Raw genomic sequence first — 21,385 nt, 5'->3', positions numbered from 1 at the left:
CATATGAGCAATATTTTGAACCAGCGTCACCTCGACAGCCTTGAATCGGAAGCCATCCACATCATGCGCGAAGTGGCGGCCGAATCGGCCAACCCCGCGCTGCTGTTTTCGGGCGGCAAGGATTCCGTCGTCCTGCTGCGCCTGGCCGAAAAAGCCTTCCGCCCGGGCAAGTTTCCATTCCCCCTCGTGCATATCGACACGGGCCACAACTTCCCGGAAGTCATCACGTTCCGTGACAAGAAGGTGGCGGAACTGGGCGAACGCCTGATCGTCGGCTCCGTGGAAGACTCGATCAAGCGCGGCACCGTGCGCCTGCGCAACCCGGCCACGGATTCGCGCAATGCGGCCCAAGCCGTGACCTTGCTGGAAACCATCGCCGAACATGGCTTTGACGCCTGCATCGGTGGCGCGCGCCGCGATGAAGAAAAAGCCCGCGCCAAGGAACGCATCTTCTCGTTCCGCGACGAATTCGGCGCCTGGGACCCGAAAGCCCAGCGTCCGGAATTGTGGGACCTGTATAACACCCGCGTGCATCCTGGTGAAAACATGCGCGTCTTCCCCATCTCGAACTGGACCGAACTGGACGTGTGGCAATACATCGCCCGCGAACAACTGGAATTGCCGCCGATCTACTTTGCGCACGAGCGCCAGGTGATCCCGCGCAACGGTTTATTGGTGCCGCTGACAGATTTGACGCCGCCGCGCGAGGGTGAAACGGTGGAAACGCAAGTCGTGCGCTTCCGCACGGTGGGCGATATTTCGTGCACCTGCCCCGTATCGTCCGATGCGGCCACGGTCGACGCCATCATCGCCGAGACGGCAATCACGCAAATCACGGAACGGGGCGCCACCCGCATGGATGACCAGACTTCCGAAGCCTCGATGGAAAAACGCAAGAAAGCAGGGTATTTCTAATGAACGCAGCACTCCAGAACACCAACCTCACCGACAGCGTCGAACGCGGCATGTTGCGTTTTATCACGGCCGGTTCCGTCGATGACGGCAAGAGCACCCTGATCGGCCGTTTGCTGTTCGACAGCAAGGGCATCTTTGCCGACCAGCTCGACGCCATGTCGCGCTCCAAGCACAAGCGCACGGTGGGCGACACGGTCGACCTGTCGCTGCTGACGGACGGCCTGGAAGCGGAACGCGAGCAAGGCATCACCATCGACGTTGCCTACCGCTACTTCGCCACGCCGAAACGCAAATTCATCATCGCCGATACGCCGGGCCACGAGCAATACACGCGCAATATGGTCACGGGCGCCTCCACCGCCGACGCCGTCATCATCCTGATCGACGTGTCGAAAGTCAAACTCGGCGACGATGGCAGCGTGGAACTGTTGATCCAGACCAAGCGCCATTCGACGATTGCCCACTTGCTGCAGATCGAGCACGTGGTTGTGGCTGTCAACAAGATGGACCTCGTCGACTACGATGAAACCGTGTATAACCGCATCGTCGCCGCCTACCGCGAATTCGCCCAGTCGCTGGGACTGAAGGACATCACGCCGATTCCATTGTCCGCCTTGACGGGCGACAACGTCGTCGAACGCGGTGACAAGCTGGGCTGGTACACGGGCCCGACCCTGATCGAGCTGCTTGAGTCCTTGTCCGTCTACGACGAATCGCACGACACGCCCTTCCGCTTTCCGGTACAGCTGGTGGCGCGCCACAACGGCCACGAAGCGAACGACTTCCGCGGCTACATGGGCCGCATCGAGGCGGGCAAGGTCAGCATCGGCGACACCCTGGTGGTGCAGCCATCGGGCCAGACGGCCACCGTCAAGGATATCGTCACCCTGGACGGCTCGCTGCCAACGGCCGTGGTGGGCCAGTCCGTGACCCTGCTGCTCAATGAATACCTCGATATCTCGCGCGGCGACTTGCTGGCCAGCAGCGAGCGCCCTGCCACCCTGCTGAAACAGGTGGTGGCCGACGTGTGCTGGCTGTCGGAAGACGCGCTGGACCTGCGCCGCAAATATTGGATCAAGCATGGCACGAAGCAGACGGCGGCCAAGGTGACGGCGATCGAATCGATCCTCGACATCAATACGCAGCAGCGCCATCCGGCCGAAGGCCTCAAGCTGAACGATATCGCCCGCATCAGCCTGAATGTGCAACAGGCGCTGGCGGCCGACGCGTATGCCGATATCCGCGCCACCGGTGCCTTCATCCTGATCGATGAAGTCACCCACCAGACGGTCGCGGCCGGAATGGTTCGACTCTAACCCCGCATCGTCCAGGAAAGGCAGCCATATGAACAGCTCCCCATCTCTCCCCGGCAAGGTCTACCTGGTCGGCGCCGGCCCCGGCGCGCAAGACCTGATGACCTTGCGCGGCGCGCGCCTGCTGGCGCAAGCGGACGTCGTGCTGCACGACGCGCTGGTCACCGAAGAGATGCTGGAGTTGTGCCCGCAGGCGCAGAAGATTCTGGTCGGCAAGCGCTGCGGCCAGCTGTCGACGGCGCAGGCCTTCATCAACAAGCAACTGGTCGACAACGCGCGCAAGCACGCCATCGTCGTGCGCCTGAAAGGGGGCGACCCCATGCTGTTTGGCCGCGCCGACGAGGAACTGCGCGCGCTGGAAGAAGCGGGCATCGACGTGGAAGTGGTGCCAGGCATTACCACGGCCCTGGCAGCCGCGGCCGCCACGCAGCAGCCGCTGACCAAGCGGGGCGTGTCGCGCAGCGTCGCCTTCTTTACTTCCAGCACGGCGCCGGGAGAACCTGACCAGACGCGCATTCCCGACTGCGATACCCTGGTGCAATACATGGGCGGCCGCGAAGCCATCGCCACGGCGCAGCGCCTGCTGGCGCAGGGCCGCCGTGCCGACACCCCGGTGGTGGTCATCGAAAACTGCAGCCGCCCGGACCAGCGCATCGTGCGCCTGCCGCTGAGCGCCCTGGCGCATGGACTGGGCGACACCCACGGCCCCGTGCTGGTGATGCTGGGCGACGCCATGGCCGCGCGCGCGCACCAAGCCATCGCAGAACCGGTCGCCATTCTGGCGCGCCATGCTTGAATAAACACAGCGTATTTTACCGACTTTAAAGTCAGTAACCGACGTCTTCAGAAAAAACATGATACGATGCTCACGCATCTTTTCTCGAGAAGTTGTTGCGTGATAGCAATAAATTCACGCTTCGCCCCGCCATAGCGCTTGCCATGCGGTCTCTCGGCTGACCCTCCCCGAAAAAAGCTGCGCCCGCAGGCTGCAATACCGCGCCGCGCAACTTTAGCCTTACGATCACACATGAATTTCACCTCCATGCGCGAAGCCCTGACTTCGCTCAGCCGCAGCAATGTCGGCGTCGCCAGCGCTGTGCTGCTCAGCATGCTCGCCTCCATCGCCCTGTGGACGGTGTTCCCGAATATCGACGACGAAAACCATTTGCTGGAATGGCTGCAGGCGCTGTTCCTGGCCCTGGCCTGCACCGTGCACGGCGTGCGCGCCTGGCAAGAGACTGACCGCCAGTCCTTGCGTTTCCTCATGCATGCCGGCTTGTCTGCCCTGCTGTTTGGATTCCTGCTGCGCGAACTCGATATCGACCAGTTCGGCACGGCGCCCGCCTGGGCGCAGCTGGAAAAAGCCCTGCGCGTGGTGGAACTGCTGATATTGATACGCGTGCTGATCTTTTTCGCGCCGCGCGCGCGCAAGGTGTTTGCCCATGCGCCGCAGATTTTCAGCATGCGCATCACCATCCTGACGGCCATCGGCGGCTTGCTGATGGTTGCCGGCTGGCCGTTCGACAAAAAGGTCTTCCATGGCATGCCGGACGCCTATGCGCTGCTGGGTGAGGAAGTCTTCGAACTGGGCGCCTATCTGCTGCTGTTCCTCGCCTCGCTGTCCGACAGTTCGGCCGCCGCCCGCATCAGCCTGGCGCCGAAGAAGAAAGCCGCTTAAGCGCCTTCAAATGAAGATGGCAGCGGCAGCAGCCGCTGCAAGGTAGCGGCCACGCGCAGCAAACGCGGGTCGTCATCGTCGGCCTCGTCGCAGGTATCGTTGATACAGAAAAACGGCAAGCTGCCGAAACGCGCCGCCAGCTCCTCCAGCTGTTGCGGCGCCTGCACATCGCCGCTGGCGATATGCAGCGGGTCGAGCATGTGCGAGCGCGCCAGTCCCTGATGCACCATCCAGCGCGGCACCAGGTCGGGCAGCAACGCCGGCACCTGCCACGAACGGAACACCGTCGCGCGCACGCCGGCAAACATGGCCGGCGCCAGCCCTTCCAGTGCATGCAGCGCGCTTTTCAGCATGGGCCGCGGCGCATGCGCATACAGGCGCGGTTCATGCACGTATCCGGCGTACTGCGCCGACAGCCATTGCCGCGACAAGGTGGCGCAATTGACAGGCGCCGCCACGTCGGCGCGCAAGTCCGGCAGGTCATCCTGCAGCGCACTCTCCGTGAAAACACTTAAACACCGGTCGCCTGCCCCGCCAAACCAGAATGCGGGCTCGAACGGCGCGCCGAAAAATACGTCGTCGTTCAGATACAGGAAGCATTCGGACAAGCCCGGAATATGGTGCAGATACGATTCGATATGGCCGGAATCAAACACCGGCAAGGATGCATCGGGCATCAGGCTCGCATGGTCGACCACCGTCAGGCGCGGTGAGGCGCGCAGCCAGTCGGGCACTTGCCGGTCCGTCAGCAGGTAGATGTGGCCGTGGCCGGGAAAGAAGCGCTCGAGCGCGCGCAGGTTGTAGCGCAGTTCGCCGTTGTCGCGGTAGCGCCCCGCCACGTTGCCGTGCAGGGCCAGCTGGCCGGGATGCGCCTGCGCCCAGGCGGCATAGGCGTGCTGCCGGCGCGCGCGCCAGGCGGGATCGGCGCCGTCCACCCACAGGTAGACGATGTCGATGCCGCTCAAGGCAGAAAGCTGGAACCTGGCGCCGCCACGCAGTAATCGGCGATGGCGGCGAGCACGCTGGCGTTCTCGCCCACCGCCTCGACCACCTTCAGGCGCAGTGCCGGATGCTGCTGGCGCAGTTCTTCCAGCAGCAGCGGCAAGTCGCGCAGCACATGCCCGCCCTGTCCCAGGAACACGGGCACCACGGTAACGTCAAGGATGGCGCCGGCGGGAAGCTCGGCCAGCAGGGTCGCCACCAGTTCGGGCAGGCGCGGCGTCATCAGCTCCAGGAAGGCCAGGTGCACGCCGGTAGCAGGCATGCGCGCCTGGGTCAGGTCGCGCAGGCGTTCGAAGGGCGCGGCCCACGATGCGGCGCGCGCGCCGTGGGCAAACAGGATCAGCGCCTGCTTCACGTTCGTCTCCATCAGTGCCGCTCCACCCACCACAGGGCGCCCAGCGCCAGCAGCAGGTACAGGGCACTCGGCGCCACCGCCGTCAGGAAGGCCGGCCAGGTGCTGAGCAGCCCCAGATGCGAGAACAGGGTGTTGACCAGCATGAAGCTCACGCCGATCATGATGCCGATGAAGATCTTCAGGCTGATGCCGCCGCTGCGCGTATGCATGTAGGCGAACGGCAGCGCCAGCGCCATCAGCACGAAAATGGCCAGCGGGTCGATCAGCTTTTTCCAGAAGGCGATGCGGAAACGCTCCGTTTCCTGCTTGTTCTCGGCCAGGTGGCGCGTGTACACGGCCAGTTCGCTGGCCGACATGCGCTCGGGATCGGACGCCGACACCGTCAGGATCTTCGGCGTCACTTCCGACGTCATGTCCTTGCTGGCGCTTTGCACCGTGTGCACCAGGCTCGTTTCCTGTCCATAGTAGTTCGCCAGCTTCGGCTCGAACCCGGGCGAGGTGGCCGCGCTGTTCGAGAACGAGGTTTCCGTCACATCGGTCAGGCGCCAGATATTATTGCCCTGATATGTAGCCCCCTTGGCCACGGTCAAGGTGCGCAAGCGCATATCGGTGTCAAATTCATACAGCTTGACGTTTTTCAGCTGGCCATCCGGACGCGCTTCGCCGACATTGAAAAAGCGCGAACCGGTGACGGTGCCCGTCAAGCCCTCGCTCTTGACCATGTCCTTGGTCCACAGGCCCGAGCGAAACTCGCTCGACACGGCCGCGCCGCGCGAGGTCAGCTTGAGGCGTTCGGCCAGCGGTTCCGTGCGCGGCGTGATCAACTCGCCGAAGATGAAGGTGATGACGACGAAGACGATACCGATGCGGAACAGGAAACCGGCCGCCATCGCCGTCGACATGCTCGATGCGCGCATGATGGTAAATTCGGAACTGGCGGCAAACTGCGCCATCGTATAAATGGTGCCGATCAGCGCCGCGATCGGCATCACCTCGTACACGTGTCCCGGCACCAGCACCAGCACGTACAGGAAGGCATACTGGATGGTGTAGCCGTTGCGCCCCACCTTGGGCAGCTCGCCCGTCAGGTCGATGAAGGCTTGCAGTGCCAAAAAGGCGAGCAGCACGAACAGCACCGCCTGGAATATCGAGACCGCAAAATAGCGCTGTAAAATCTTCATTTCGATGCCGCTTTACTTGTGTTGCCGGCGCGGCGCGCGCGCTTGAAAGCCGCCAGCAGGACCAGCGGATGATAGCGGTGGTTCACATTCAGGCGCCACGCAAACAGCGCCACCACGGCCAGCGCCGCCAGCAGGTGCAGCGGCCACCAGGCCAGGCCGAAAGTCAGGCGGCCTTGCTTCACGCTCGCTTCGATGACCTTGATCAGGTTGCTGTACGTAAAGAAAATCAGCAGGGCGATAATCAAATTGGTCGAACTGCCGGCACGCGGATTGACAAAGCCCAGCGGGATGGCCAGCAGGATCAGCATCAGGCCGATCAGGGGCGCGCTGACCCGCCACAGCAATTCAGCCATGGTGTAGGGATTCGGCTCGGCGATGAGCGCCATGGTGCTCATGGCGCGCACGCCCAGTTCCGCGCCCAGCTCCTGCTGCTTGCTCTCGATGCGCATGATGTACTGCTCGAATTCCATGGTCTGGAAGTCCGCTTGCGTCGGCACGCCCTGGTAGCGGCGGCCGCTCTTGAGCACCAGGAAGCGTTCGCCCTTGGCGTCGGTATTGATCACGCCTTCCTTGGCGACGACGACGACGGCGCTGCCTTTTTCATCGACGGTATTGACGAAGACGTTTTGCACCACGGTCTTCTCCCCGCTGACGCCCTCGACGAAGAAGATGCGGTTGCTGCCGGCCGATTCGCGGAACTGGCCCGGCGTGACTTTCTGCAGGTCTTCGCGCTTCTCGAAGCGCGCCACATATTCATCGCTTTTCTTTTGCGCCCACGGCGTGGCGTACAGGCTCAGGACGCCGGTGGCCAGCACCAGCGGCAGGCCGAAGCTGAGCACGGGCCAGATCCAGCGCGACAGGCTCAGGCCGGAGGCGAACCACACCACCATCTCCGACTCCTTATAGCTGCGGGTAACGACCATCAGCACCGAAATGAATCCGGTGAGGATGAGGATGGTGGGCAGCTGCATCAGGGCGGAAAAAACCATCAGCGACATGACGTCGGACGACGCGATCTTGCCGCCCGCCGCCTTGCCGAGAATACCGATCAGCATCCAGGTGAGCAGGATGCTGAACAAAACTGTGAAGGTGGCCCCGGCGGCACTAGCCAATTCACGTCGAAGGGCGCGTTGAAAGATCATTCGGAGTTTATAATTCGGGTCAGTTAGTTGAGTAACACGTTACTAGTAAATGAAAACGGAGAACCAAATGGACTTTAGCATAAAAGCATTCGATACCAAGAGCACCCTCGGCACGGCCAAAAGCGGATGCATCGCGGTTGCGGTATTCGAAAACAAAAAACTGTCGCCAGCGGCAAAATCGCTGGACAGCAAGGGTGCGATTTCGGCTGCGCTGAAGTCCGGCGACATCAGCGGCAAGCCTGGCAGCACTTTGCTGCTGCGCGCAGTCGATGGCGTCGCCGCCGAACGTGTTCTGCTGGTAGGCATGGGCAGCGATGACACTGTCAGCGAAAAAAGCTTCACGACCGGCGTACAAGCCGCACTGAAGGCCTTCGGCTCGCTGGGCGCTGCGGACGCCATTATCGCATTACCGCTGGCTGAAGTGAAAGAGCGCGACGTAAATTGGGCAATCCGTTGCGTGGTGCAAGCCGCCCACGACAGCGAATACCGCAGCGACTCGCAAAAAAGCAAAAAAGATCCGGCGCCAGCAGGCGTGCGCAAGATCGTCCTGGCAGCGCCGGCGACAAGCGCCACGCGCGGCGCGCTGGCGCAAGCCATCGCCATCGCCAACGGTTCCGACCTGACGCGCAACCTGGGCGACCTGCCGGCGAACGTCGCCAATCCGACCTACCTGGCCAACACGGCCAAGCAGTTGGCCAAGGATTACAAGTTCGAAGTCGAAGTACTGGACCGCAAACAGCTCGAAGCGCTGAAAATGGGCAGCTTCCTGTCCGTCACCAACGGCAGCGAGCAACCGCCGAAGTTCATCGTCCTGAAACACATGGGCGGCAAGGCCAAGGATGCTCCGGTGGTCCTGGTCGGCAAGGGCATCACCTTCGACACGGGCGGCATTTCGATCAAGGCCGGTCCTGGCATGGATGAAATGAAGTACGACATGTGCGGCGCCGCCTCGGTACTGGGCACCTTCCGCGCCATCGGCGAAATGAACCTGAAGCTGAACGTCATCGGCGTCATCGCCGCGTGCGAAAACATGCCGTCGGGCCGCGCCACCAAGCCGGGCGACATCGTCACCTCCATGAACGGCCTGACCATCGAAGTGCTGAACACGGACGCCGAAGGCCGTCTGGTGCTGTGCGACGCGCTGACCTACGCCGAACGCTTCAAGCCGGCAGCCGTGGTCGATATCGCCACCCTGACGGGCGCTTGCGTCGTGGCCCTGGGCCACCACAACAGCGGCCTGTTTACGCGCAGCGATGCGGCGCATGACCAGCTGGCCAATGAATTGCTGGCAGCAGGCAAGCAGTCGAGCGACACGGCATGGCGCATGCCGATCGAAGAAGCGTACAACGAGCAGCTGAAGTCGAACTTCGCCGACCTGGCCAACATCGGCACGCCAGGCGGCGGCTCTGTGACGGCAGCGGCCTTCCTGGAAAACTTCACCAAGAAGTACACCTGGGCGCATCTGGACATCGCCGGCACGGCATGGAAGTCGGGCGGATCGAAGGGCGCGACCGGTCGTCCAGTTCCCCTGCTGACCACGTTCCTGATCAACCGCGTGTAAGTTGACGCCTGCCGGTAGCGCTGCGCTACCGGCATCGTCAGGCACAAAAAACCGCCAGGTCTTGCGACCATGGCGGTTTTTTTATGCGTGGATTCTTAATTAGTAGACGACGGGATTGGGCAAAGGCGATGGCGCCACCTTCGGCTGCACCACCGTTTCCGGCACGGCCGCCGCGGGCGGCGCTGGCATCGGCGCGGGCGGCGGCGCCAGGCGCGCGGGGTCTTGCATGACGATGGTCAGAATCGATGGGTAATCGAAGCCGGCGCCCGTGTTGCGGTCGACGAAATAGCCGACGCCCAGGGTCAGGATGACATTGCCCCAGACGCTGCCATTGAGCTTGGGGTCGATATGATCGTCCGTCGCGATGGCGGGCGAACCGTGCTTGCGGCAGTCAACCTTCAACGGTTCCTGGCTCTTGCGGATGGTGATGCGTCCGGGCGTCGTGACGAACCACTTGCCCACGTCGTTGCTGAGGATGCAGCCGGCGCCCGTCAGCTCGCGGTTGTCCTGGATGGTTTGCACCAGCACCATTTGCTCGGTGTTGCCCGTCAGGGTGGCGCAGCCGCCCAGGCCAAACAGCAGCAGCGTCCTGGCGGCAAGGGCAGCAGACGATGGCAGGCGCATGGGACGCTCGCTTAACGGACGGGAATCGGCTGGTCGCCGGGCACGGCGACGGCGGTGACGCTGTTTTTTGGGCTGCCATCGATCAGGCGGTCGGAATACACGAGGTAGACCAGCGCATTGCGCTTGCTGTCGACCATGCGCACGACGCGCACGTGCTTGAAGAAGATCGAGGCACGCTCGGTAAACACCTCTTCCTGGCGCGGCAGCTTGCCCTTGAATTGCAGCGGCCCCACCTGGCGGCACGCCACGGCCGCATCGGCCTTGTCTTCGGCCAGGCCGACGGCGCCCTTGAGGCCGCCCGTCTTGGCGCGCGACAGATAGCAGCTGACGCCAGCGACACGCGGGTCGTCATACGCTTCGACGACGATCTTGTGGTCAGGGCCGATCAGTTTGAACACCGTGTCGACCGAACCGATGGTTTCGGCGTGCGCCACGGCGCAGGCAAAGCCCAGCACCAGAGCGGCAGGCAGCAATTTACGCATGAAGAGTATCCCGGGCACGCACGCAGGCGGCCATCAGTTGATGGGAGCGAAACGCTGGACCATGACGCCTTCGACTTCGATCAGTTGAAAGAACACGTCCTTCGGCCGGGTCCAGATGGAACCGTCGGCGGCGCGATACACGATCATCGGCGTCAGATCCGCTTCCAGCGTGGCTTCGCACACCAGTTCATAAATGCCGCCCTTGTAGTGCCGATAACGCATCGCCGTCCCCTCAAGCCGTAGAATCTTCGCTCTTGTCGTCGGCCAGTGCCTTCTGCTTCTGCTTCAGGCCCTGGATCACTTTCAGTATGCCTTCCATGCCGGCCGCGCCATCGGCGCCGCTGAAGGCGTCGAGCACCTCATTGAGCACCTTGTTGCGCACGGTCGCTTCATCGGAGGACATTTCCAGCGCGCGCTGGGCTTTCGCCGCCTTTTCGGCCGCGCTCACGCGCGGCTTGGCAGCCGTCTTGCCATGCGTCAGAGCAGCCTGCCAGATAACCCAGCGGCGCTGGGTCTCGAAAATCAGGTACTCATCCGGTTTGTCTTCTCTTCGCCGCACAATGTGGCCGTCACGCTGCGCCCACGCTTCAAATGCAGTTCGCATTTTCTTCCTTTGCAAATGCTACGCGCAAGTCTCACTATTAAAACTGCAACATTTCAAAATAGTACCATCTATTGATGTCGCAAAACAGTCTCATAGATATAGTACTGCAATTTATATAACAAGTCTGGCGGCGCCAGGGACGGAATTGACGCTCCGTCCCCGGCACAGTGGTCATGTAATCGGAATAGCAATTACAACTAATTACAACTGCTTCCTGTTCGGTTCTTAACTTGGCTGTAACAAAGCCGTATGACACAGTTGTTACACGGTGCCATTTTAGTAGTTTTTATCGCGTTTTAGCGAGAAACTTTACACCTTTGTCGCGTTAAACGGCGGGACGCATCCTGCCACGCCAGCCACTTATGCCAAATCAAACATAGGGGTTGATCAATGATACACAAAAACATAATATTCATGCGCCACGATTGGTTAAGTATAAATACTTTATTTGTACTCTTTTTCCCGGCCAGTCAATAAAGCCCCTACCCGGCAAGCGGCGCAAGACGTCATCGACACGCATGCGGTAAGATTCGCGCCTATCGCCACCCATTCAAGCAAGGATTTTTCCCATGAAACTCGCCACCTGGAACGTCAACTCGCTCAAAGTGCGCCTGCCGCAAGTGCTGCAGTGGCTGACAGACAACCCGGTCGACATACTCTGCCTGCAAGAGACCAAACTCACGGATGACAAGTTCCCCGTCGCCGAGATCGAGGCGGCCGGCTACCAGGTGGTCTTCAGCGGCCAGAAAACGTATAACGGCGTGGCCATCCTGTCGAAGCTGCCGATCACCGACGTGGTCAGGAACAACCCGCGCTATGAAGATGCGCAGCAGCGCATCCTGGCCGCCACCATCGGTGGCGTGCGCGTCGTCTGCGCCTATGTGCCGAACGGCCAGAGCGTCGATTCGGACAAATATGAATACAAGCTGGGCTGGCTGGCCGCCCTGAACGACTGGCTGGCCGAAGAAGCGCAGCAGCACCCGCAACTGGCCGTCGTCGGCGACTACAATATCGCGCCCGACGATCGCGACGTGCACGACCCTGTCGCCTGGGAAGGCCAGGTACTGGTCTCGGACAAGGAACGCGCCGCCCTGCAGCGCCTGTTCGACATCGGCCTGACGGATGCCTTCCGCCTGTTCGAGCAGGCGGACAAATCGTTCAGCTGGTGGGATTACCGCCAGCTGGGCTTCCGCCTGAACAAGGGCCTGCGCATCGACCATATCCTGCTCTCGCCCGCCCTCGCCGGCCGCTGCACGGCGTGCGTGATCGACCGCGTGCCCCGCAAGTGGGAACAGCCGTCCGACCACGCGCCTGTCGTGGCGACGATTGACTAACTAACGACTATCCGCTCCAGCAAGGCCTGCGCGTTCACGGCAGGCACTGGCGCGGAAAATAGATAGCCCTGCGCATAGCGGCAGCCGTTCGCCTGCAGCAGGGCGAACTGCTCTTCCGTTTCCACCCCCTCGGCCACGGCCGACAATTGCAGGCTGTCGGCCAGCGCGATGATGGCCGCCACGATGGCGCGGTCTTCCGCGCTGTGTTCGAGGTCCTTGATGAAGGCGCGGTCGATCTTGACCTTCTTCACGGGGAAGCGCTTCAGATAGGCCAGGCTGGAATAGCCGGTGCCGAAGTCGTCGATCGACAGGCGCAAGCCCATGCCATTGATCTGGCGCAAAATCTCCAGGGTATGCTCGCCGTGCTGCATCAGTGCCGTCTCGGTGATCTCGAATTCCAGCAGCGCCGGATCGATGCCCGTCTCGCGCACCACGGCGCCGATGGCCGCCACCAGCCCCTTGTGCATGAACTGGCGCGGCGACAGATTCACCGCCAGCGGCACCGGCTGCAAGCCCTGACGCTGCCAGGCCATGCTTTGCTCGCACGCTTGGCGCATCACCCACTCGCCCACCGGCACGATCAAGCCGTTTTCCTCCATGATGGGAATGAAGCGGTCCGGCAGCACCAGGCCGTGGCCGGGACGGCGCCAGCGCAGCAGCACTTCCATGCCGTGCAGCCGGCGCGTGGCGATATCGATGATCGGCTGGTAAAACAGTTCGAACTGCTGCAGCGCCAGCGCCGTGCGCAAGCTGCTTTCCAGATCAAAATGCAGGGCCGCCGCCTGATTCATCGTCTGCGTGAAGAACTGGTAGTTGTTGCGGCCATTGCCCTTGGCATGGTACATGGCCGCATCGGCATGGCGCATCAGCGCGTCAACATCGCCGCCATCGTCCGGATACAGGCAGATGCCGATCGACGGCGTCACGTGCAGCACGTGGCCGTCGAGCGGAAAGGCGGGCGTCAGCGCCTCGATGACCTTCTCGGCCACGCGCGCCGCTTCGTCGCTGCCGCGGATGCCCGGCACCAGCACGACGAATTCATCGCCGCCCAGGCGCGCCACCGTATCGCTGGCGCGCACGGCGCCGCACAGCCGGGCGGCCACTTCCTTGAGCAGCAAATCGCCCGTCATGTGGCCCAGCGAATCGTTGATGGTTTTAAAACGATCCAGGTCGATGAACATCACGGCCAGCTTGCGCCCGGAACGCTGCGCGGCCAGCATGGCCCGCTCCAACCGGTCCGACAGCAGCGCGCGGTTCGGCAAGCCCGTCAGGTTGTCGTGGTAAGCCATGTGATGCACGCGCGCCTCGGCCTGGCGCCGCTCGACGATCTCGCCCTGCAGCAGCAGGTTGGCGCCGGCCAGTTCGGCCGTGCGTTCCTGCACGCGCAATTCCAGCTCGTCGCGCGCGCGGCGCACCGCCTCGGCCGCCTCACGACGGGCCGTCACGTCGTCGACCAGCCACACGGAACGGCCGTGCGCATGCGCCAGGTCGAACGGCCGGCCGGACAGGCGCGCCCAGAAGCGGCTGCCATCCTTGCGCACCAGCTGGTATTCCGACATGTGCACCCTGCCCGCCTCGAAATCGCGCGCCGTCTCGCCGCGCGCCGCCTTCCACGCGGCCACGTCCGGATACAGGGCCTGCACCGACAGGGCGTTGATCTCGCCCGGCCCATAGCCGAACAGCTCTTCCATCTTGCTGTTGGCGCGCAAATTGTAGCCGCCCTCCACCACCGAGATGCCCAGCACGGCGCTGTCGAGGATGGCCTGGTTTTCCAGCAGCGCGTTGCGCAGGGATTCTTCGGCGCGCTTGGCTTCCGTGCGGTCCTCGATTATCCAGATGGTGCCGGCGGCGGGATCGTCGGGATTGACGACATAGGCGATCAGCTGCGCCCACAAGGTCGTGCCGTCACGACGCATCATTTCCACTTCCGTCTGGAAGGGCTTGGCCACGGACAGGAAGGGAAAAGCCGCAGCGCCCAGCAAGTCGTAGGATTGCTGGGACACGTACAGCGCGCGTCCGGGCAAGCCCAGCGCCTCGTCGCCGCTGTAGCCGAACATCGCGGCAAAGCCCAGGTTATAGCGCGTGATCTGGCGGTTCTTGGTATACAGGATGCTCACCGAGGCATTCGTCATGATGGCCGCCACTTCCATCTGCGTCTGGCGGCTGGCCGTGACGTCTTCCAGTATCCAGATGGCGCCCTGTTCGCTGTGCGCCTGGTCGACGGCCTTGGCGCGGATGCGGCACCAGAACAGGCTGCCGTCGCGGCGGCGGAACAGCGATTCATCCTGCTCGTACGGCAAGCCCTGTCCCAGCAGCGGCGTCGCTTGCACGCCAAATGCCTCGTAGGCGGCGGGCGAGGGAAACAGCTCGGCGGCGGGCAAGCCCGTCATCTCTTCCTGCGCGTAGCCGAACATTTCGGCAAAGCGGGGATTGCAGCGCAGGACCAGGCGCGAACGGGAAAACAGGATGCCGACGGAGGCATTGTCGAGGATAGCCTGCTGCTCCAGCATCAGCTGGCGCGTCGCCTCTTCGGCCGCCTTCTGCGCGCTGCGGTCGTCGAACAGCCAGATCGTGTCGCGCAAGCCACGGTCCGTCTGGCTCTCCGGGTTCAGCACATAGCCATACGCCAGCGCCCAGAAGGTGGAACCGTCGCGCCGACGCATCTCCATCTCGCCCTGGAACGGCTGGCCGCGCCGCAGCAGGGGCGACGCCTGCCGCACGACATTTTCATATGCCGCGCGCGACGGATACAGGTCGGCGACGGCCAGGCCCACGCCGCTGTCGCCATCAAAGCCGAAGCATTCGGCGAAGCGCCGGTTGTAGCGCAGCACGCCCTTGTCGCGCTGGAAGCCGATGGCCAGGGGCGCGTTGTCCATCACGGCCTGCATTTCCAGCATGGCGCGACGCAGCTGGTCCTCATCGCGCCGGTGGTCGCTGATATCCTCGATGATCCAGACCGTGCCGTCATGCGTATTCAGGGGATCGACGGCGCGCCCGTGCAGGCGGCTCCAGAACAAGGTGCCGTCCTGGCGCCGCAATTCCAGTTCGGTGCGGTAGGGTTTGCCCATCGAGAGCAGCGGCGCCGCTTCCAGCCCCAGGGCGCGGCAATGCTCGGCGGAGCGGTACAGCACCGCGCCCGGCATGCCCGTCAGCTGGTGGCGCGCATAGCCGAGCATCTCGGCGGCGCGGATATTGCACTCCTCGATGAAGCCCCCCTTGGAAAAGACGATGCCGACGGCCGCGCTTTCCAGGATCGCCTGCTGCTCCAGCAAAGTCTTGCGCAAGGCTTGCTGGTCGCGCTGCTGCACGCTGATGTCGGCAAACACGAGGGTCGCGCCCGGCAAGCCATCGTCCACCAGCAGGGGCCTGGACCAGACCTGTACGGCGATGGCGCCCGATACTCCTTGCAGGCTGCTGTCCCAGTGCCGTTCGCGCCCGGCCGCACCGAGCGCGCCGCGCAGCATGCTGGTGCTCGACGCGCGGTAGGCGTCCGTAAAGCAGTCGGCCAGCAGCCGGCCCGCGATATCCCGCCCCAGCAGGGCGTGCAAGGCGCCATTCGCCGCCACCACCATGCCGCAGGCATCGCAGGCGCAGGCCGGCAAGGCGATCAGCTGCAAGGCATCGGCGATGAAATCGGGACTGGTCGGTACGCGGTTCATGGACACCATGGATGGTTAACGGCAAAGTGAACATGCGCCTGGGAAACATATTCTTCCAAGCATCATGGTGCTGCTAGATCATAAACCAGTTTCCGGCGGTTTTTTCATATTCCTTATTGGCAATATCTGAAACGCCACAGACCAGGTGCAACACGATCGTTGCAACGCCGTTGCATGGCAAGAAAATGAAACAAATCGTTTAGAATAAAGCATGCGCCGCCCTCCCCAACCTCCGCTAGACCACCGCGACAAACCCGTCATCTGGACCGTCTCCGTCTCACGCCTGTTCGACCTGTTCCGCGACATCACGCTCGAATACGACGACCTGGCGACGATCGAACCGATCAACCTCGGTTTCGACGACGCCGTGCGCCACATCCGCGAACGCATGGCCACGGAGCGCTGCGACGCCGTCATCGCGGCCGGTTCGAACGGCGCCTACCTGAAAGGCCGGCTGTCGGTACCCGTCATCATCGCCAAGGCCAGCGGCTACGACGTGATGCAGGCGCTGGCGCGCGCACGGCGCATCTCGCCGCACATCGGCGTCGTCACCTACCAGGACCCGATGCCGGAACTGGCCGAATTTGCCGCCACCTTCGGCTTCCAGATCGCGCAGCGCACCTACGCTACCGAGGAAGACGCGCGCGCGCAGATCAATGAACTGAAGGCGGCGGGCGTCAAAGCCGTCGTCGGCGCGGGGCTCGTCACCGACCTGGCCGAGGAAGCCGGGTTGGCCGCCGTCTTCGTATATTCGGCCACGGCCATCCGGCGCGCCTTCGACGACGCACTGGAACTGGCGCGCCTGACCCAGATCGAATCGAACCGCGGACGACGCACGGTGGTGGCCGACACCCTGCGCGCGCGCCACGGCCTGCACGATCTGCGCGGCGAATCGGAAGCGATGGAAGCGCTGCGCCAGTCGGTGGTGCTGTATGCGCGCTCGCCGGCGACGGTGCTGATCCAGGGCGAGACGGGCAGCGGCAAGGAACTGGTGGCGCAGGCGATCCACCGCGAAAGCCCGCGCAGCCTGGGCGCGAACCGCCCCTTCATCGCCATCAATTGCGGCGCCATCGCCGAATCCCTGCTGGAATCGGAACTGTTCGGCCACGAGGACGGCGCCTTCACGGGCGCGCGCCGCGGCGGCCATGCGGGCCTGTTCGAGGCGGCCAACCACGGCACCCTGTTCCTCGACGAAATCGGCGAGATGCCGCTGGCCCTGCAAACGCGCTTGCTGCGCGTGCTGGAAGAGCGCGAAGTGGTGCGCGTGGGCGGCACGCGGCCCATCGCCATCAATGTGCGCATCATCAGCGCCACGCACTGCGACCTGGAGCAGCGCATCCGCGAAGGACGCTTCCGCGCCGACCTGTTCTACCGCCTGGCCGTGCTGCGCCTGCATTTGCCCGCCTTGCGCGAACGCGCCAGCGACATTCCCGGCCTGACCGAATGGTCGCTGAAAAACGCGCTGGCCGCGCTGGGCGCCCGTCCGCACCCGAACCTGCACGCGGAAATCCAGGCTTGCGCACCGCTGCTGCGCCGTTACGACTGGCCCGGCAACGTGCGCGAATTGCGCAACCTGGCCGAGCGCCTGGCGCTGTTCCTGGCCGCCGAACCGCTGCAGGCGCTGACACCCGCCTTCGTGCTGGGCGTGGCGCCGGAACTGGCCAACGCTGGCGGCACGGCGGTGCTGCCGGCGGCGCCGGCCGCCACCGTGCCGCCGCGCCTGGAAGACGAAAGCGCCAGCGCGGTGCTGGCGCGCTTCGGCGGGCGCCGCGACGCCGCCGCCCACTACCTCGGCATCAGCCGCACCACCCTGTGGCGCCGCCTGCGCACCGGCTAACTCCCAACCAACGACGACACCATGGACGACTGGCCTCACCTGCACGATTTATGGCAGCGCTGCACGGGACACGCTAGCGCGAGCGGCAACCAGGGACTGGCAAGCGACCAGCGCGACATCAAGGCGCTATACGCGCGCGGCATTTCGATGGAAGACGCGCTGCACTTCCTGTATCAGCAACGGCCGACGCTGCAGGCTTACACCGACTGGATCGCCGCGCGCACGCGCCCACGTCCGGCGCACGCCGCCAGTCCCCACCAGGACGTGCTGTCCGCTTCCGACCTGCACCATTTCGAGGAACACGGCTATCTGGTGCTGCGCGGCGCCGTGCCGCGCGCGCAGTGCATCGCCGCACAAACGGCGATCTGGGACTACCTGGGCGCCAGCCCCGATGATGCGGCATCGTGGTACCGGCCGCACCCGGGCAAGCGGGGGCTGATGCTGCAGTTTTCCGACCATCCGGCCCTCGAGGAAAACCGGCACAATGCGCACATCCGCCACGCCTACCAGCAGCTGTACGGCACTGGCGCCGGCATCTACGCCAGCATCGACAAGGTGAGCTTCAATCCGCCGGAAACGCCGCAGCACCGTTTCCTGGGCAGCGCCCTGCACTGGGACGTCAGCCTGCAGCAGCCGGTTCCCTTCAAGCTGCAAGGCATGCTGTACCTGAGCGACTGTCCGGCGCGGCACGGCGCCTTTCACTGCGTGCCCGGCTTCCAGCGGCACATGGCCGACTGGCTGCGGCAAGTACCGCCGGGCCGCCAGCCGCGCGAATGGGCCATTAAAGACTTGCAAGCCGTGCCCGTCGACGGCATGGCCGGCGATTTCATCATCTGGCACCAGGCCCTGCCCCACTGCGCCACGCCCAACCGCGGCCCGGCACCGCGCATGGTGCAGTATCTGACCTACCTGCCGGACCAATGCCAGGATCAGGATGCGTGGATCTGAACCACTCATCCCGCCCTGCCGCCGCTCATCCCGCAGCGCTGGCCGCGGGGCGCGTGCGCCGCTAGCATGGTCGTCAAGGAGGAGTACCCCATGAAACGAACCCTGCAAACATTGATCTTGCTCAGTACCCTGTTGGCGACGGGCGTCAGCCAGGCCGCCGCGCCAAAGGCCTTCACGGTCGAAGTCACCGGACAAGGCCGTCCCCTGATCCTGATTCCCGGCCTCGCATCGTCGGGCGAAGTGTGGCAAGGGACGGTGGCGCGCCTGTGTGGCCCGCAAGCCGCGCGCCAATGCCACGTGCTGACACTGGCCGGTTTTGCCGGCGCGGCCCCCATCGAAGACGACTTGCTGGCGCAGGCGGAGCGGCAACTGGCCGACTACATCGGCAGCCAAAAACTGGGCCAGCCAGCCATCATCGGGCATAGTCTGGGAGGCTTCCTGGCCCTGAAAATGGCCATCGACCATCCGGCGCAAACGGGCAAGCTGGTGATCGTCGACTCGCTGCCGGCACTGGGCGCGACGCAACTGCCCACCATCACGCCGCAGCAACTGCAAACCATGTCCACGCAGATGCAGACGGCCATGCGCGCGCAGGATGACGCCATCTACGCCGTCAGCCAGCGCCGCGCGGTCAGCAGCATGGCCAGCGCGCCGGCCGACGTGGAGCGCATCATCGGCTGGGGACAGCGCTCGGACCGCGAGACGGTGATCAAGGCCATGGGCACCCTGATGGCCAGCGACCTGCGCCAGGACGTGGCGAAAATCAAATCGCCGACCCTGGTGCTGGGCACCTGGATCGCCTACAAGGATTATGCGCCGCGCGCCGCCATCGAAGCCACCTTCCAGCAGCAGTATGCACAGCTGCCAGGCGTGCAGATCGCGTTGGCCGACACGGCGCGCCATTTCATCATGTACGACCAGCCGGACTGGATGCATGCGCGCATCGAACAGTTCCTGGACTAGACAGTGAACGCGCCCTTGCAACGGCCGCCGCTGCTGGCCAGGATCAACTGGTACTGGACCTTCCAGCTGGCCGGCTGGGGGGCGCTCACCCTGTTCAACAGCGTGTATGGCGGCTCCACGCAGCTGCGCATCGTCGTGACGATTGCCAGCTGGGGTTCCCTGGCCGGGCTGCTGCTGTCGCACCTGTGGCATGGCGTACTGCGCCGGCGCGGCTGGGCGGCGAATGGCTTGCGCTGGACGCGCATCGTGCCATCGCTGATCGTGCTGGCCGCCATCCAGACGGCCAGCGTGGCGGCAGCCTTCCATGTCATGTATCCGCCGGGCACCCTCCGCGGCATCGCCTGGCTACCCGGCGCGCTGCTGTTCTGGTTCGGTGTCTACCTGACCTGGACCGTGTTTTACTTCACTGCGCAGTCGCTGCGCCGCGCCAGCCGCTTCGAGGCCGAGGCGTTGCGCCTGGAAGTGCTGGCCAAGGATGCCCAGTTGCGTGCCCTGCAGGCGCAAGTCAATCCGCATTTTTTCTTCAACAGCCTCAATAGCGTGCGCGCGCTGATCTTCGAAGACCGCGACGCGGCCGCGCACATGATCGACCAGCTGGCTGGCCTGATGCGCCACGCGCTGCAATCGGGCCAGCATGCCACAGTGCCCCTGTCGGCCGAACTGGACGCCGTGCGCGCCTACCTGGCCATCGAACAGATACGCTTCGAGGAACGCCTGCGCGTCAGCTTCGCGATCGAGATAAGTGCTCCTGGCCTGGAGCACGTGCGCGTGCCGCCCATGGCCCTGCAAACGCTGGTGGAAAACGCCGTCAAATACGGCGTCGAAGCGAGCGCCGAGGGCGGCGACATCCGCATCACGGCGCGGCGCGCCAGCCCTGCCGACGGCGCCACCTTGCTGCAGATCGACGTGGCCAACACGGGCGCCTTGCGCGAACCGGGCAACTCCACCTGCGTAGGCCTGCGCAATGCGCGCCAGCGCTTGCAACTGGCCTGCGGAGAGCGCGCCAGCCTGGAACTGTGTGAACAGGCGGGCTGGGTACACGCCACCATCCACCTGCCGGAGCAGGCATGAACGGTCAGCCGCTCAAGGTGCTGCTGGTCGATGACGAGCGCCTGGCGCGCGCCGAGCTGCGGCGCCTGCTGGCGCCGCATGTGCAGCAAGGTGCCGTGGAGATCGTGGGAGAGGCGGCCAGCGCGGCCGACGCCGTCGCGCAGATCGGCAAGCTGCGCCCCGACCTGCTGCTGCTCGACGTGCAGATGCCGGGCGGCTCCGGCTTCGACCTGCTGGCCGCGCTCGATGATGCGCCCGACGTCATCTTTTGCACGGCCTTCGACCAGTACGCGCTGCAGGCGTTCGAGGTCAGCGCCCTCGACTACCTGCAAAAACCCGTGCAGGCGGCACGCCTGGCCACGGCCCTGGCGCGCGCCGGCGCGCGGGCGCAAGCCGTGCCGCCGCCCGCGCCGCGCAAGGTCTTCATCAAGGATGGGGAACGCTGCTGGTTTGTCGCGTTTGACGATATCCGCCTGCTGGAATCGGAAGGCAACTACACGCGCGTGCATTTCGGCGCGCAGCGTCCGCTGATGCTGCGCACCTTGAACCAGCTCGAAGAAAAGCTCGATCCCGCCCTGTTCCTGCGCGCCAACCGGCGCCAGATCGTCAACCTGGCGCAGGTGGCGCAAGTGTCGCCGAATGCCGCCGATGGCCTCGACCTGCACCTGCTGGACGGCAGCTTGGTCGAGGTCTCGCGCCGCCGCGCGCAGCAGTTCAAGGCCGCCTGCGGCCTGTAA

Annotated in this window: 20 protein-coding genes; 11 read left to right on the top strand and 9 right to left on the bottom strand. The window is 64.1% G+C overall.

The window, feature by feature from the left end; translation table 11 throughout:
• Positions 1-3 precede the first annotated feature (3 nt).
• The 4 genes from cysD to CSQ93_RS16710 all read left to right on the top strand — a co-directional run bounded on the left by cysD (position 4) and on the right by CSQ93_RS16710 (position 3,906).
• Complete coding sequence (gene cysD, locus CSQ93_RS16725) at positions 4-915, top strand: sulfate adenylyltransferase subunit CysD (protein ID WP_034782216.1); 912 nt, start codon at positions 4-6, stop codon at positions 913-915.
• Positions 915-2,231: a sulfate adenylyltransferase subunit 1 gene (locus CSQ93_RS16720; RefSeq protein WP_099379002.1), complete on the top strand. Its 1,317-nt coding sequence runs from the start codon at positions 915-917 to the stop codon at positions 2,229-2,231. Before cysD ends, CSQ93_RS16720 begins: the two co-directional genes overlap by 1 nt.
• 28 nt (positions 2,232-2,259) lie before the next feature.
• Complete coding sequence (gene cobA, locus CSQ93_RS16715) at positions 2,260-3,024, top strand: uroporphyrinogen-III C-methyltransferase (RefSeq protein WP_099379001.1); 765 nt, start codon at positions 2,260-2,262, stop codon at positions 3,022-3,024.
• A 231-nt stretch (positions 3,025-3,255) separates the two neighbouring features.
• Entirely contained in the window at positions 3,256-3,906 is a 651-nt protein-coding gene (locus tag CSQ93_RS16710; RefSeq protein ID WP_158301267.1) for a hypothetical protein, read from the top strand.
• Here CSQ93_RS16710 and CSQ93_RS16705 read toward each other — a convergent pair.
• Genes CSQ93_RS16705 through lptF form a run of 4 tightly spaced genes read right to left on the bottom strand, consistent with a single transcriptional unit; the run spans position 3,903 to position 7,586 of the window.
• Positions 3,903-4,871: a stealth family protein gene (locus tag CSQ93_RS16705; RefSeq protein ID WP_233516217.1), complete on the bottom strand. Its 969-nt coding sequence runs from the start codon at positions 4,869-4,871 to the stop codon at positions 3,903-3,905. The two genes, CSQ93_RS16710 and CSQ93_RS16705, sit on opposite strands and share 4 nt — an antisense overlap.
• Positions 4,868-5,275, bottom strand: coding sequence for a sirohydrochlorin chelatase (locus tag CSQ93_RS16700; RefSeq protein WP_099378998.1), 408 nt, complete (start codon positions 5,273-5,275; stop codon positions 4,868-4,870). Before CSQ93_RS16700 ends, CSQ93_RS16705 begins: the two co-directional genes overlap by 4 nt.
• Positions 5,275-6,444: an LPS export ABC transporter permease LptG gene (gene lptG, locus CSQ93_RS16695; protein ID WP_099378997.1), complete on the bottom strand. Its 1,170-nt coding sequence runs from the start codon at positions 6,442-6,444 to the stop codon at positions 5,275-5,277. The genes CSQ93_RS16700 and lptG overlap by 1 nt, the downstream gene beginning before the upstream one ends.
• Complete coding sequence (gene lptF / locus CSQ93_RS16690; protein WP_099378996.1) at positions 6,441-7,586, bottom strand: LPS export ABC transporter permease LptF; 1,146 nt, start codon at positions 7,584-7,586, stop codon at positions 6,441-6,443. The genes lptG and lptF overlap by 4 nt, the downstream gene beginning before the upstream one ends.
• A 67-nt stretch (positions 7,587-7,653) precedes the next feature.
• Here lptF and CSQ93_RS16685 point away from each other — a divergent pair, with 67 nt between their 5' ends.
• Positions 7,654-9,147 (top strand): leucyl aminopeptidase, encoded by a 1,494-nt coding sequence (locus CSQ93_RS16685; protein WP_099378995.1) that lies wholly within the window; start codon positions 7,654-7,656, stop codon positions 9,145-9,147.
• 99 nt (positions 9,148-9,246) lie between these two features.
• Here CSQ93_RS16685 and CSQ93_RS16680 read toward each other — a convergent pair whose 3' ends face one another.
• Genes CSQ93_RS16680 through CSQ93_RS16665 form a run of 4 tightly spaced genes read right to left on the bottom strand, consistent with a single transcriptional unit; the run spans position 9,247 to position 10,857 of the window.
• Positions 9,247-9,771 (bottom strand): hypothetical protein, encoded by a 525-nt coding sequence (locus CSQ93_RS16680; protein WP_199534432.1) that lies wholly within the window; start codon positions 9,769-9,771, stop codon positions 9,247-9,249.
• Between the two features lie 11 nt (positions 9,772-9,782).
• The gene (locus tag CSQ93_RS16675) at positions 9,783-10,253 is read right to left on the bottom strand and encodes a CreA family protein (RefSeq protein ID WP_099378994.1); all 471 of its coding nucleotides are present in this window, start codon (positions 10,251-10,253) and stop codon (positions 9,783-9,785) included.
• A gap of 33 nt (positions 10,254-10,286) precedes the next feature.
• Positions 10,287-10,475, bottom strand: a complete 189-nt coding sequence (locus tag CSQ93_RS16670) for a DUF1653 domain-containing protein (RefSeq protein WP_034782199.1) — start codon at positions 10,473-10,475, stop codon at positions 10,287-10,289.
• A gap of 10 nt (positions 10,476-10,485) precedes the next feature.
• Complete coding sequence (locus CSQ93_RS16665) at positions 10,486-10,857, bottom strand: hypothetical protein (protein ID WP_034751548.1); 372 nt, start codon at positions 10,855-10,857, stop codon at positions 10,486-10,488.
• A 569-nt stretch (positions 10,858-11,426) separates the two neighbouring features.
• On the opposite strand from CSQ93_RS16665, the gene xth reads away from it, so the two are divergent.
• Positions 11,427-12,191, top strand: coding sequence for an exodeoxyribonuclease III (gene xth, locus CSQ93_RS16660; protein ID WP_099378993.1), 765 nt, complete (start codon positions 11,427-11,429; stop codon positions 12,189-12,191).
• Here xth and CSQ93_RS16655 read toward each other — a convergent pair.
• A complete protein-coding gene (locus CSQ93_RS16655) occupies positions 12,188-15,850 on the bottom strand; it encodes a sensor domain-containing protein (RefSeq protein ID WP_099379027.1) in 3,663 nt (1,220 codons plus the stop codon). The two genes, xth and CSQ93_RS16655, sit on opposite strands and share 4 nt — an antisense overlap.
• Positions 15,851-16,061: 211 nt before the next feature.
• Between CSQ93_RS16655 and prpR the strand changes: the two genes are divergently transcribed.
• The 5 genes from prpR to CSQ93_RS16630 all read left to right on the top strand — a co-directional run bounded on the left by prpR (position 16,062) and on the right by CSQ93_RS16630 (position 21,385).
• On the top strand, positions 16,062-17,687 hold the full coding sequence (prpR, locus tag CSQ93_RS16650; protein WP_099378992.1) for a propionate catabolism operon regulatory protein PrpR: 1,626 nt from the start codon (positions 16,062-16,064) through the stop codon (positions 17,685-17,687).
• A gap of 21 nt (positions 17,688-17,708) precedes the next feature.
• Positions 17,709-18,635, top strand: a complete 927-nt coding sequence (locus tag CSQ93_RS16645; protein ID WP_099378991.1) for a phytanoyl-CoA dioxygenase family protein — start codon at positions 17,709-17,711, stop codon at positions 18,633-18,635.
• 90 nt (positions 18,636-18,725) lie between these two features.
• The gene (locus tag CSQ93_RS16640; protein ID WP_099378990.1) at positions 18,726-19,598 is read left to right on the top strand and encodes an alpha/beta fold hydrolase; all 873 of its coding nucleotides are present in this window, start codon (positions 18,726-18,728) and stop codon (positions 19,596-19,598) included.
• Positions 19,599-19,601: 3 nt separating this feature from the next.
• On the top strand, positions 19,602-20,669 hold the full coding sequence (locus CSQ93_RS16635; RefSeq protein ID WP_233516216.1) for a sensor histidine kinase: 1,068 nt from the start codon (positions 19,602-19,604) through the stop codon (positions 20,667-20,669).
• On the top strand, positions 20,666-21,385 hold the full coding sequence (locus CSQ93_RS16630) for a LytR/AlgR family response regulator transcription factor (RefSeq protein WP_099378989.1): 720 nt from the start codon (positions 20,666-20,668) through the stop codon (positions 21,383-21,385). Before CSQ93_RS16635 ends, CSQ93_RS16630 begins: the two co-directional genes overlap by 4 nt.

This window comes from Janthinobacterium sp. BJB426 (assembly GCF_002735705.1).
Taxonomy (GTDB): Bacteria; Pseudomonadota; Gammaproteobacteria; order Burkholderiales; family Burkholderiaceae_D; genus Janthinobacterium.
Note: the sequence above shows the minus strand (reverse complement) of the source record. Positions and strands in the feature narration are given on the sequence as shown.